The organism is Spirillospora sp. CA-294931 (genome assembly GCF_050946795.1).
Lineage (GTDB): Bacteria > Actinomycetota > Actinomycetes > Streptosporangiales > Streptosporangiaceae > Spirillospora.
Genome location: NZ_CP192006.1, coordinates 130,086 through 142,730, shown reverse-complemented (window position 1 = coordinate 142,730; position 12,645 = coordinate 130,086). Strand labels below are relative to the sequence as shown.

Here is a 12,645-nt window from a genome sequence, read left to right as displayed (position 1 = left end):
GACCTTCATCCTCATAACCACCACGGTCGTGGGTGGAATATTCGGCACCATTCTGGTCGTCACGCATTCGCAGGACAATGACCTGCTCTTTCCCGCGGCCGTTTTCATGAATGCCTGGGCCGCGATCGCGTGCGGCTCGATCCTCGCCAGACAGCACTCCGAAGTTCGAATCGGAGTGCTGTTTCTCACACTCGGATTCGCGTGGTTGCTGCGTTTTCTGGTCTTCGCCCCCGACCAGGTACCGCAGGAGATCACGCTGATGTCGCGCACCCTCCCGGCGCCGCTGCTGATCAGCACGTTGATCCTTTTTCCCGACGGCAGGACCAGCAGCCGCTTGGAGCGATCCACCCTCGCCGTCACCCTCATGCTCCCGCTCTCGCTGTACCTCGACTACCTCACCCTCGACCGCAGCGCCTTCGAGCCCTGCCTGTCGTGCGTCTCCATGGGGCGCAGCGCCACCGCCTCCATGACGTCGGTCACGGCCCACCTGCACACGGCGGTGGCCGCGCTGCTGCTGACGGTGATACTCGTGCGGCGCTGGACGCGGTCGCCGCACCGCGAACTGGTCCCCGCCCGCGCCCTCGGCATCGCGATCGCGGTGCACATCGGGGTCGAAAGCCTGCTGACCTACCTCCTGCCGCTCCCGGTCACGCGTCCCCTCCGGCTCCCCTACAACGCCACCGGCGTCGGGCTGCAGATCCTGCTCGCCGTCACCGTCGCCGTCGGGATGCTCCACCTCTGGCTGGCCCGCACCACGACCGACCGCGACCTGCTGCGGCTGACGGCCGACGTCCAGGTGCAGAACGCGCGCCACCGTCTCCAGCGCGACCTGCACGACGGCGCCCAGCTGCGGCTGGTCAACGCCGTCCTGGCGGTCCAGCTGGCCCGGGGACAGCTCCAGTCGACGGCCGCGCCGGAGATCCGCCAGCATCTGGACACCGCCGCGGGCGAGCTCCAGCAGGCACTGGAAGAGCTGCGCAAACTCGCCAGGGGCGGCCGTCCGGGACCTCTCCAGCAGGGTCTTGAGGAGGCCCTGCGGCAGCTGGCCGCCGCGACCCCGGTACCGGTCACCGTCGAGGGACGGCCGGACGCCGACCTGCCCGCATCCTTAGCCACGACGGTCTACTACCTCGTCTCGGAGGCGGTGACCAACGCCGTCAGGCACGCCCGCGCCGACGGGATCACGGTCGGTCTGGAGACCCGCGACGAGGTGCTCCGGGTCACGGTCGCCGACGACGGTATCGGCAACGCCGACCCGAACGGAACCGGCCTGCTCGGGCTCGCGGAGCGAGTGTCGGCGGTCGGGGGTAGGTTCGTGGTGAGCAGCCCTGCCGGGGGAGGTACGGTGATCATCGCGGAAATGCCTTGCGTGTCATCATCGCAGACGACGCGGTCCTGATCCGCGAGGGAGTCGCGGCACTGCTGCGCTCTCGCGGCCTCGAGGTCACCGCCACGGTCGGCGACGCGCCGGCGCTGCTGAAGGAGATCCAGCGGCAGCCGCCGGACGCGGCGATCGTCGACATCCGCATGCCCCCGACGTTCGGCTCCGAGGGCCTGGAGGCGGCCGAGCGGATCCGCGCCGAGCATCCCGAGGTCTCGGTGCTCCTGTTCTCGCTGCACATCGACATCGGCTACGCCCTCAACCTGGTCAACGGCGGCGAGGGCCATGTCGGCTACCTGCTGAAGGAACGGGTGGTCGACATCGACCAGCTCGTCTCCACGCTCGACCGCATCGTGTCGGGGGGCGCCGTCATCGACCCGGCGATCGTCGAGGAGCTGATGGCCCGCCAGCGGGCCGCGGGCCCGGTCGGCCGCCTCACGCCGCGCGAGCGCGAGGTGCTCGCGCTGATGGCCGAGGGCCTGACCAACCCGGCCATCGCCGAGCGGATGCATCTGAGCCGCAAGACCGTCGAGAGCTACGTCACCAACATCCTGGAGCGGCTGGAGATCCCGCACGACGTGGGGCTGCACCGGCGCGTCCAGGCCGTCCTGCTCTTTCTCCAGGCACAGTAGGCATCCCGGGCGCCCTGTCACCAGAGGTGTCACCCGGGAGTTCCCTACCCCGATTCCAGGGTTCTCCCGGTTCCAGGGGAAGACCACCGGTTCATACGCTGATGATCATCGGCGAGCACCGGAGGAACATCCATGTCCACGAGTGTGCACGAAGCCGCTCTCACCTCACCGAACACCGTCCACAGCGGCCATCCCGGCGGTCAGGACCCCGTCCATGAGCGAAGACGGGCGATCGCGGAACTGGTCGCGTCGGCGACGCGGGACATCCTCGCGTTCGTCCCCTGCGGCTTCGACCTCGACGGCTTCACCGACCGGCCCCCGGTCGAGACGCGGCTGGTCGTCCAGCACGGCGCGCCACTGCCCGAGGGGTTCGCCGCGCCGCCACCGGGCCAGGCGGCGCGGATCCATCTGGACGTCCCCATGGGGATGGTCATCGTCGACCGGCGCGTCGCCGCGCTGGCCGTCGAGCCGTCCCTGGCCGACTGGTCGCTGGTCTGCCAGCCCGCCACCGCGCTGTCCTCGCTGGTGGCGATCTTCGAACGGTTCTGGCGGGACGCCGCCGTCCCGGGCGAGGCCGGCGACCACGGCCTGGCCGCCGTGCACCTGCGCGTCCTGCGGCTGCTGGAGTCCGGGATGACCGACCGCGAGATCTCCGGCGGGCTCGGCATCTCGATCCGGACCGTGCAGCGCCATGTCACGACGATCATGAACGCGCTGGGCGTCCGGAGCCGGCTGGAGCTGGGCTTCACCTGGCGGGCCATCGACCGGCGCCCGCCGCACTCCTGCGCCGTCGCGTGCCCCTCCGACCGAATGGGCATGCCCGCCCGGGCCGTCCGACCGGCCGACCGGCTGCGTGGCCGCCCGGGTATTACGGCGGTCGCCTCCCCCGCCTGAGGATGTCGGTGCGGCCGCGGCACGCGGCCGCCCACGATCTTCGGGCGGGACGGGACAATGTCAGACGGTTCGAGCGGGACGCCGATCCGGATCGGCACCGTGATCATGCACCATCCGCGGCGGACGGAACGGCTGCCGCGGCTGATCGAGGCGTGCGGGCCGCTGGCCCCCAGGGTCGTGGCCGACCCCGACCCGGACGGCGTGCCGAGCCCGCTGCGCACCGCCAAGCGGGCCTGGGCCGACATCGAGGACGGGGTGACGCACCACCTCGTCCTCCAGGACGACATCGTCCCCGTCCCCGGCTTCGCCGCCCAGCTGCGCGCGGCCGTCGCGGCCCGGCCGGACCACGGCATCTCGATGTACTCCCACTGGGACAGCCCCCAGAACTCCTACCTGGTGCGGCGCGCCGCCGTGGCGGGCACGGCCTGGGCCCCCCTCGCCCCCGCCGAATGGACGCCCACGCAGGGCTTCGTCCTCCCCGTCGACCAGGCGCGGCGGCTGGCCGCCTACCTCGCGGGCATCCCCGACGACGTCCAGGACGACGACGAGATGGTGGTGATCTTCTGCCGCAAGCAGGGCGTCCCGGTCGCCGCCACGGTCCCGCACCTGCTCGACCACGGGCACGACCCCACCATCGTCGGCCACCACGGCCGCCTGCACGCCACCGTCCTGGCCCCGGAACGGCCGCCGCCCCCCGGCCACTGGTCCATGGCCGAGCAGCTCGACCCCGGCCCCTACACCGTGGAACTGCTCGAATCCCGCTGCGGGCTGCGAATCGTCCACGGCGAGCCCGTCGAGCACCAGTTCGGCTGGTACTGGCACGACGCCTGCGCGCTCGCCCGCGTCGCCCCCGAGACGATCCTCTCCGCCGCGGACCCGCACCTGGCCGCACTTCCCGCCCACCTCGTGCGTCCCGGCACCGAGATCTGGGCCGCCGGTTTCCTGCTGGGCGCCGACGCCGCCCGCGCCGGTGACCCGCCCCCCGGCGGCGGTCCGCTCACCCACGCCGCCATCGCGACCTGGGTCGACTCCGGCCTCTCGGCCGCCGACCACACCGCCGCCGGCGACTCCGGCCGGGCCGCCCTCACCGCCCTCGGCGTCACCGCCACCCAATGCGGCCTGGCCGCGGCGAAAGGCGCCACCACACCGAACCCACCCCACGGGTTTGTCGCGCACCCGCACACCACGACCGGCTCCGACCGGCCGGCAACGCGCGACCGCCCGGCGAAAGGCGCCGACCATGTTGCGTGAGCTGGCCGAACTCGTCACCGGCATGGCCCGGCGCGAGGCCCGGTGCGGGCTGCTGACGCCGCCGTTCGTGGCGACGGGGCGGGAGGGGCCGTCGGTCCGGGTGCGTCTGGTCGGCTGCCGCCTGTGCGGCGCCCGGGACGAGGCGCGGGTGTGGCCGGCCCCGATGCGGGCCGACGACGGCGCCCCGGGGCCCGTCCTTTCGATGCTCGCCTGCGAATCCCTCACCGCGCGGGCCGTCCTGCCCATCGTGACCGCGGCCGAGCACTTCCCCGAGCTGCGCGACGCCCGCTTCACCACCCGCGCGCTCACCTGGGCCGCGCTGTCGCACCTCGCGCCGGAGGACGCCCTGGCCCGGGTGGACGCCGCCGAACGCTGGGTCAACGGGCCGGACGAGTCGCCGGGACGCACGCTCCCCGCCTCCACCCGGCCCCACCGTCCCGGTGCCGCGTGGCCGGGGTACCGCGCCGCCCTGGCGCCCCGCTTCCTCACCCCGCATCCGGCCTTGCCGTCCTGGCTCGACATCCAGTACGAGGCGGAGCGGCGATCCGTGCTGCTCCAACGATTCGAGGGGGCATAGATGATCGAACTCACCCCGCGCCGGTTCACGTTCGAGGGGACCCGCGCGACCACCGGGCCCTGCACCGTGGGCCAGTGGGACTTCTGGCGCAAGATGCACCGGCCGGGCGAACCGGCCTTCGCCGACATGTCCTCCGGCGGCCTGCTGCCCCCGGGGACGACCCTCGACCGGGTGCTCGACGGGCTCAGGGAACTCGTCGAGCGCCACGAGTCGCTGCGCACGCTGTTCCGCGAGGACGGCCGGGGCGGGCTCGTCCAGGAGGTCCGGCGCCGGGGCGAGCTGAGCATCGAGATCATCGCCCTGGACACCCTCGACGAGCTGTACGGGATCGTGGGCGACTGGCGGCCGCTGCCGCCCGGCGTCCGGCACGACCCGCGCACCGACCTGCCGTTCGGCGCCCGCGTCGGCCTGATCGACGGCCGTCCGGTGTTCTTCCAGCTCTGGATGGCGCATCTGGCCGCCGACTTCCTCAGCAGCCAGGTCCTGGCCGCCGAGCTGGTCGAACTGCTCGGCGACGACGCCGCCGAGCGGCCCCCGATCACCCAGCCGATCGAGAAGGCCGCGCAGGAGCACACCGAGAAGGGGCGGCGCACCCTGGAACGGGCCCTGGACCACTGGCGGCGCGAGCTCGACGCCGCGCCCCGCACGATGTTCCCCGCGCCGCCCGGCGAACCGGCGTCCCCCCGGTTCTGGCGCGGCGGGCTGCGCTCGCACGCCGTCCCGCCCGCGCTCGACCTGCTGGCCGCCCGCTACCGGGTCGGCGCCACCCATGTCCTGCTCGCCGCCGCGGCCGTCATGATCGGCGGCTACACCGGGCTCGACCGGTGCGCCGTCCGGCTGATGGCGGGCAACCGCACCAAGCGCGAGCTCCGCCATTCCGTGGGCAACCTGGCCCAGGAGGTCCTCAGCGTCATCGACCTCGGCGGCGACACCTTCGAGGACGCCGTCCGCGCCACCTGGACGGCCTCCCTGCGCGCCCAGCGCCACGGCCAGTTCGACGCCGACGCCGCGGCCGCCCTGGTCGAGGCCGCCGACGTCGAGCTGAGCGTCGGCTTCAACGACCTGTGGACGCCCATCAGGGCGGACACCGCCCCCGAAGGCGCGCCGCACGGCGAGTCCGTCTTCGCCTGGGAGAACAAGGTCGAGCGGGCGAGCGTCACCTTCTTCCTCGAAGTGTTCGAGGTGCTGGACGACCCGTCCGCCGTCCGGCTGAGCCTGCTGGCCGACACGGCCCACCTCCCCCCGCCCGCCATCCGGGCGTTCCTCACCGGAATCGAGCGGCTGCTCCTGGCACTGGTCGAACGCGACCTGTACCTGAAGGAGATCGAGCCCGTCGAGCGATTCCTCCGTCCCGCCCAGACTTCCTAAGCGAGGTACCCATGCCGACGGCACGCATCGCCGACGTCTCCTTCACCGCGCCGCCAGCGGTCAAGCTCGACGAGTTCACCGCGCTCTTCGCCACCGACCCGGGCGGGGACGAGGTCGCCCGCGTCATCAAGAGCTCCGCGATCGACGCCAAGGGCATGGCGGTCAACCCGCTGGTGGAGGACCCGCGGCGGTGGAGCGTCCGGGAACGGATGGACCGCGGTCTGCGCGACGCCCGCGCGCTCGGCGCCGAGGCGATCTCGCTGTCGCTCGGCCGGGCGGGCCTGCGCCCCGACGAGGTGGGCCTGCTCGCGACCGCGACCACGACCACCCACTCCGCCCCCGGGTTGGACGGCCTGCTCCACGAGCTCGGCATGCCGCGCGACACCGAGTCGCTCTCGCTCGGCCCGATGGGCTGCTACGCGGCCCTGCCCGCGCTGGCCGCCTGCCGCAACTGGGTCGAGGTGCACCGCCGCCCGGCCGTGCTGCTCTGCGTCGACCTGTTCTCCCCGCACCTCCAGGCGCCGCCCTACGACAAGGAGCGCGCGATCGTCCTGACCCTGTTCGGCGACGGCGCCGCCGCGGTCGTGCTGCGTCCCGGCGAGCCCGGCCTGCCCGGGCTGGACGTCGTCGACGGCGCGATGCTCACCGCGCCCGAGTTCGCCGACGACCTCCAGGTCCATGTCGGGGACGACGGGATGCGCATCCGGCTCGCCCCGACCATGCCGGACGTCGTCGCCTCGGCCGTCCGCGAGCCCGTCGACGCGCTCCTGACCAGAAACGGCCTCCGCGATGAAGACATGACGTGGTGGGCACTACACCCGGGGGGACGCCGCATCATCGACCGTGTCGAGGAGGAGCTGGGGCTCCCGGAGGCGTCGGTCGAGGAGTCCCGGGCCGCGATGCGCGAGTACGGCAACACCGCGGCGCCCGCCGTGCTCGGCGTCCTGGAACGCCTCCAGCGCACCAGGCCGCTCGCTTCCGGCGAGCACGCCATGGCCCTGGCCTTCGGCCCAGGCGCCACCCTGTGGGCGACGCTGCTGCGCGGCGCGTAGGCCCGCCGCCGGGCCGCCACAAGTTCCTCGGAAGGAGACACTCATGCTCAAGGTCATCGGAGCCGGGTTCGGACGCACGGGCACGCTCTCGCTCAAGGCGGCGCTGGAACGGCTCGGCTTCGGGCCCTGCCACCACATGCTGCCGCTGCTGGACCGTCCCGACGAGATCGCCGCCTGGTCGCACGCCGCCACCGGCGGGCCCACGGACTGGGACGAGATCTACCGCGGCTACAACGCGAGCGTGGACTGGCCCGGCGCCCGGTTCTGGCGCGAGCTGGCCGATCACTATCCGGACGCCAAGGTGATCCTCACCGAGCGCGACCCGGACCGCTGGTACCAGAGCGCCCACGAGAGCATCTACAGCGCCTCGATCGCCCCCGACGACGGCCGGAACCCGGCGCTCACCCGGCTGCGCGAGATGTCGATGCGGGTCGTCTGGGACGGCGTGTTCGGCGGCCGCTTCGAGGACGCCGACCATGCCAAGGAGATCTTCGTCCGGCACAACGAGGCCGTCCGGCGCGAGATCCCGCCCGAGCGCCTGCTGGTCTTCTCGGTGAGCCAGGGGTGGGAGCCGCTCTGCGCGTTCCTCGGCGTCCCCGTCCCCGAGGAGCCCTTCCCGCACGAGAACGACCGGGCCCAATTCGCCGCCATGCTCGCCGACCGGAGGTCCTGACCCGCGCGAGCCCCCGCGCACCTGAACACGGGGGCTCGCAGATCGGGTTTACGGACTAGCCGGGGAAGCAGAATCCCTGTCCGGTGCCGAAGGAGAAGCACTGGACCTTGCGGGACGTGGTGCCGGTGTTACCGCTGTTGTCGGTCACCGTCAGCGTCACCGTGTAGGTGGCCTGCTTGCTGGGGAAGGTGTGATTGGTCGTCACACCCGAACCCTTGGTGCCATCACCGAAGTCCCACGCGTAGGAAGCGATGCTGCCGTCCGGGTCCTTCGAAGCGCTGGCATTGAACGAGCACGACAACCCCTGGCACTGCGGAGAAGCGAAACTCGCCGTCGGGTTCTGACCACCAGTACTACCGACATTCACCGTCCGCTCAGTGCTGTTGGTCTTGCCCTCGTTGTCGGTCACCGTCAACGTCACCTTGTACGAACCAGCCGCACCATAGGTGTGATCCGTCGTCCGACCATCACCACTGGTGCTGTCACCGAACGACCACTTGTACGACGCGATCGACCCATCCGGATCCGACGACCCCGACGCATCGAACGAACACTTCAGCCCACCACTCGGACACGAAGCCTCGAACGCCGCCTTCGGGTCACCGGGCGGCGTGGTGCCGCCGATCTGCTGGTTCGCCCAGTCGCCCATGACGCCGTTCATCTTGCCGTGGGCGTTGTAGGACGCGCAGTCGGTGCGCAGCCAGGAGAAGACGCCGTAGATCTTGCCGTTGTGCAGGTACGGGCCTCCACTGTCGCCCTGGCAGAGACCGGTGCTGCCGTCGCCGTAGCCACTGCAGTTCATGTACCGGTCGTCGTACTGGAAGTTGATGTTCTTGCAGTTCTGGCCGTCGACGACGGGGAGAATCGTCTTCCACAGCTTGGTGTTCTTCTGCGCGTCGTCCTTGTCGGACTTGCCGTAGCCGACCGCCGTGCCTCGGGTCCCGATCGGCAGCGAGTCGCCGGACTTGGCGATGGGCGGGTACGCCATTCCCGCGGGGGTGGGGATGTCGGTCTTGGCGATGATGACCGCGACGTCCCAGCCGGTGCGCCAGCCGTCGTTGGCGTTGTAGTTGGGGTGGGTGCGGTACTCCTCGATCTCGATCCGGGTACCGGTGCTGGTGTTGGCCAGATCGTCACGGCCGTAGACGAGGTACTTCTCGCCCTGCGCGAACTTGCAGTGCGCCGCGATGAGCACGATCCGCTTGGCGACCACCGAGCCGGTGCACGACTGCTCGGTCGGACGGGCGCCGCCCGTGCGGTGCTGGGAGATGATGAAGGGGAACTCCTGCACCGTCGCCTGCTGGCCGTTGATGACCATCGGGGTGGCGTCGGCCGGGGGCGGTGGAGGGTCGGCCAGTGCCGGAGGAGCGGCGATCGACAGACCGGCCGCGACCCCGAGGGCGCCGAGGAGATGGACGAGTTTTCGCATTTTCTCTGCCTTTGCTGGTGGGGAGGAAAGGCTCTAGCCGGGGAAGCAGAATCCCTGTCCGGTGCCGAAGGAGAAGCACTGGACCTTGCGGGACGTGGTGCCGGTGTTACCGCTGTTGTCGGTCACCGTCAGCGTCACCGTGTAGGTGGCCTGCTTGCTGGGGAAGGTGTGATTGGTCGTCACACCCGAACCCTTGGTGCCATCACCGAAGTCCCACGCGTAGGAAGCGATGCTGCCGTCCGGGTCCTTCGAAGCGCTGGCATTGAACGAGCACGACAACCCCTGGCACTGCGGAGAAGCGAAACTCGCCGTCGGGTTCTGACCACCAGTACTACCGACATTCACCGTCCGCTCAGTGCTGTTGGTCTTGCCCTCGTTGTCGGTCACCGTCAACGTCACCTTGTACGAACCAGCCGCACCATAGGTGTGATCCGTCGTCCGACCATCACCACTGGTGCTGTCACCGAACGACCACTTGTACGACGCGATCGACCCATCCGGATCCGACGACCCCGACGCATCGAACGAACACTTCAGCCCACCACTCGGACACGAAGCCTCGAACGCGGCCCTGGGCTCGCCACTGCTGGTCCCCTGCGGGTTCGCGTACAGCAGCTTGTTCGGGGTGTCGGACGAGATCCCGGACATCTTGCCGGTGCTCGCCTCGCCCATGATGTAGTCGTGCAGCTGCTTCGGGGTCTGGTTCGGAGCCTCGGAGATCCTCAGCGCCATGGCGCCCGCCACGTGCGGCGCCGCCATCGAGGTGCCGCTCAGCGTCCCGTAAGCGGTGTCGCTGCTGTGGAAGGCCGAGTCGATGTTCGACCCCGGAGCGAACAGGTCCATGCAGCTTCCGGAGTTGGAGTCGCCCGCGCGGGTGTCGCTGCTGGTCGCGTTGGCCACCTGGAGCGCCTCGGGGACCTGGCCGCCCGGCCCGTAGTTGCAGGCGTTGCCGCCGTTGTTACCGGTGATCAGCGACCACTGGTAACCTTTCGCGATCGAGCCCTTGATCGCCGGAGCGGCGACGTCCGGGTCGTCGGTGTAGACGCTGAGGTTCGCCACCGAGTTCGGGACGCCGTTCGCGGCGATCCACTCGGCCGCGTTGGCCACGTCGATGTCCTCGCCGAAGCCGTCGCAGCCGAGGACGCGCACGGAGACGAGGTTGACCTTCTTGGCCACACCGCGGGTGCTGCCGCCCACGATCCCCGCGACATGGGAGCCGTGCTTGTGGCAGTCGTTGCCGCCGTTCGGCTGGGCATGCAGGTCGACGCCGTTCTTCGCGCGTCCGCCGAACTCCTGATGGCTGAAGCGGATGCCGGTGTCGACGATGTAGACGGTCGCGCCCGCGCCGTCGTTGCGGTAGGTGTACTTGCTGTCCAGCGGCCGGTCGCGCTGGTCGATCCGGTCGAGCCCCCAGTTCCTCGGGTTGCTCTGGGTGCCGCCCGGTCCGCCGATGCCCGCCCGTCCGCTCTGCCGCACCTCGGCGACGTCGGGGTGCGCGGCGAGCTGACGCGCGCCCTTCGCGGACAGGTTCCTGACGGTGAAGCCTCGCATCGTCTCGGTGAGCGTGGCTTGGAGCGTTCCTCCATAACGCTCGGTGAGGGACTCGGCGGCCTGCGCGGTGGCGCCGGCGCTCCGCACCGCCGCGCGGTCCGCTGCCAGCGTGACCAGATAGGAGCCCTGGACGGGGTGTTTGGCGAAGCTCACGACCGGGGCCTCAGCGGGTGTACCGGCCGCCGCGGCCGGCATGGCCAGCGCGACTCCGGTACTCGCCGCGACGAAGAGCGTGGACGCGACGGTTGCGCGCCATCTCCATTTTCGCACGGTTCCTCCATGTGATCGGGACCACACGGGAACGTACGTCGCGCCAGACAAAGCGGACTAGACCTCTTAAGACGGGCGGAGGGACGCCCGCACCAAAACTGTTAACGCCTTAACCGGCGATCTCCGGCCACTCCCACCGCATCCCGACGATCCCGGCGGGGACGTCGGACTCCGACAGAAGCGCGGTGTTCGAACCGCCGATCCACAGCTCCCGGTCGTTGCCCTCCGCCGACGTCGCGGTACGCCGGTCGTACCGGTGGCACTGCGCGGGGACCGCGTCCGGCGAGAACCGCACCTGGAGGATGTACTCCCGAGTCGGCTCGGAGAACCGGTACTCGTAGTTGGTCATCCGCATCCCCGGCGAGAACTGCCAGTCCCACTCGACCAGCGCCCGGTCTCCGGCGTCCAGCACCCGGTCGAGGATCAGCTCCGCCGCGACCAGCCCGACGGACCGGTCCATCTTGACTCGCCCGACCCGGCAGTACCGCACGCCTCCCAGCGTCGGCGGGTTCCGTGGCTGCTCATCGGCCAGATACAGCGCGCCGCACCGCGAGACCCGGTCGACGTTGGCCCGGACGAGCTCGCGCATGTGAATGGACGTCGTCCGCCGGTCGCCGTCCACCGTGATGGTGACCTCGGTGATGATCCGGCTCAGCGCTCCCCGAGCGGGCGCCCCCACGACGTTCAGCAGATCCAGCGGGCGCGAATCGTCGAACAGCTTCCCGAAATCCAAGCTCCCCGGCGTGTGCCCGATCCACCGCCCCCGAGGCCGCCGCGGCCCCAGCAGCGCCATCAGCGAGTCGTCGGGCACCTCAAGCAACTGCTCCAGCAGGTGAACCGCCCGCAGCGACCCCGGCCGCTCGGGCCTGCTGCGTCCCCGCCGCCAGTAGCTCAACGTCGGAACGCTCACCCGCGCGTCGCGCTCGGCCAGCCAGATCTGGATCTCGTCCAGCGTCCGGCCGCTCGCCTCGATCGCCAGATGCAGCGCCGCCGAGAACGGTCCAGTTCGCAACGCCTGCCGCAACTCGGCGCGTAGCCGCTCGTCAGGAGCCTCCGAGGCCGGCCTGGTCGACATCAACGCCTCCAAAGGCTGCGCAGCGCGTCGTCACCCCAACGATTTCACTACTTAACACCCATGAACCGTTTTGGTGAACCCCGGGCGCCCGCCCCTGCACGCGCGCCCGTCACCCCCACCGCAGCGACGCTGCTCCCGCCACCCGGCCAAGCGGGCTCACTCCATGGCCGAGGACATGTGAAGGCGCCACCAAGATATTGCGCCACCCCCACCAAACGAAAGGAAAATCAGAAACCCACGATCAACATCTAAAACGCGAACACCCCGCCTTCGGGGGCGAAGGCGGGGCGGCGCACTACGACGGAATTACCAGCGGTACCAACGTCCCCGCTGGCCGGAAGCCCCAGTTCCACGGGCCACGAAACCCAGCAGCCACAGCACCAGAACCACGGCCGCCACGATCCAGAGAACCTTGAGCGCGAATCCGGCACCCAGCAGAAGCAGCGCCAGAATCAGAACGAGAATCATCAACCACGGCATCTTCGTCGCCTC

The 12,645-nt window shown here is 70.6% G+C and carries 12 protein-coding genes; 8 read left to right on the top strand and 4 right to left on the bottom strand.

What is annotated here, in order from left to right:
- The first annotated feature begins 205 nt into the window (after window positions 1-205).
- The 8 genes from ACQPY4_RS00730 to ACQPY4_RS00695 all read left to right on the top strand — a co-directional run bounded on the left by ACQPY4_RS00730 (window position 206) and on the right by ACQPY4_RS00695 (window position 7,828).
- Window positions 206-1,399, top strand: coding sequence for a sensor histidine kinase (locus ACQPY4_RS00730; RefSeq protein WP_433331263.1), 1,194 nt, complete (start codon window positions 206-208; stop codon window positions 1,397-1,399).
- A complete protein-coding gene (locus ACQPY4_RS00725) occupies window positions 1,366-2,013 on the top strand; it encodes a response regulator transcription factor (protein ID WP_433331261.1) in 648 nt (215 codons plus the stop codon). Before ACQPY4_RS00730 ends, ACQPY4_RS00725 begins: the two co-directional genes overlap by 34 nt.
- A gap of 132 nt (window positions 2,014-2,145) precedes the next feature.
- Entirely contained in the window at window positions 2,146-2,907 is a 762-nt protein-coding gene (locus ACQPY4_RS00720) for a LuxR C-terminal-related transcriptional regulator (RefSeq protein ID WP_433331259.1), read from the top strand.
- A 57-nt stretch (window positions 2,908-2,964) separates the two neighbouring features.
- Complete coding sequence (locus ACQPY4_RS00715) at window positions 2,965-4,158, top strand: hypothetical protein (protein WP_433331258.1); 1,194 nt, start codon at window positions 2,965-2,967, stop codon at window positions 4,156-4,158.
- Window positions 4,148-4,735, top strand: coding sequence for a hypothetical protein (locus ACQPY4_RS00710; protein ID WP_433331256.1), 588 nt, complete (start codon window positions 4,148-4,150; stop codon window positions 4,733-4,735). Before ACQPY4_RS00715 ends, ACQPY4_RS00710 begins: the two co-directional genes overlap by 11 nt.
- Window positions 4,736-6,103, top strand: a complete 1,368-nt coding sequence (locus ACQPY4_RS00705; protein ID WP_433331254.1) for a condensation domain-containing protein — start codon at window positions 4,736-4,738, stop codon at window positions 6,101-6,103.
- Between the two features lie 11 nt (window positions 6,104-6,114).
- Window positions 6,115-7,155, top strand: a complete 1,041-nt coding sequence (locus ACQPY4_RS00700) for a type III polyketide synthase (RefSeq protein ID WP_433331252.1) — start codon at window positions 6,115-6,117, stop codon at window positions 7,153-7,155.
- Window positions 7,156-7,198: 43 nt separating this feature from the next.
- The gene (locus ACQPY4_RS00695; protein ID WP_433331250.1) at window positions 7,199-7,828 is read left to right on the top strand and encodes a sulfotransferase family protein; all 630 of its coding nucleotides are present in this window, start codon (window positions 7,199-7,201) and stop codon (window positions 7,826-7,828) included.
- A gap of 55 nt (window positions 7,829-7,883) precedes the next feature.
- Here ACQPY4_RS00695 and ACQPY4_RS00690 read toward each other — a convergent pair whose 3' ends face one another.
- The 4 genes from ACQPY4_RS00690 to ACQPY4_RS00675 all read right to left on the bottom strand — a co-directional run bounded on the left by ACQPY4_RS00690 (window position 7,884) and on the right by ACQPY4_RS00675 (window position 12,633).
- Window positions 7,884-9,257 (bottom strand): PKD domain-containing protein, encoded by a 1,374-nt coding sequence (locus tag ACQPY4_RS00690; RefSeq protein ID WP_433331248.1) that lies wholly within the window; start codon window positions 9,255-9,257, stop codon window positions 7,884-7,886.
- Between the two features lie 33 nt (window positions 9,258-9,290).
- On the bottom strand, window positions 9,291-11,078 hold the full coding sequence (locus ACQPY4_RS00685; protein WP_433331246.1) for a PKD domain-containing protein: 1,788 nt from the start codon (window positions 11,076-11,078) through the stop codon (window positions 9,291-9,293).
- A 109-nt stretch (window positions 11,079-11,187) separates the two neighbouring features.
- On the bottom strand, window positions 11,188-12,153 hold the full coding sequence (locus tag ACQPY4_RS00680) for a hypothetical protein (RefSeq protein ID WP_433331244.1): 966 nt from the start codon (window positions 12,151-12,153) through the stop codon (window positions 11,188-11,190).
- A gap of 306 nt (window positions 12,154-12,459) precedes the next feature.
- A complete protein-coding gene (locus ACQPY4_RS00675; protein WP_433331242.1) occupies window positions 12,460-12,633 on the bottom strand; it encodes a hydrophobic protein in 174 nt (57 codons plus the stop codon).
- Window positions 12,634-12,645 lie beyond the last annotated feature (12 nt).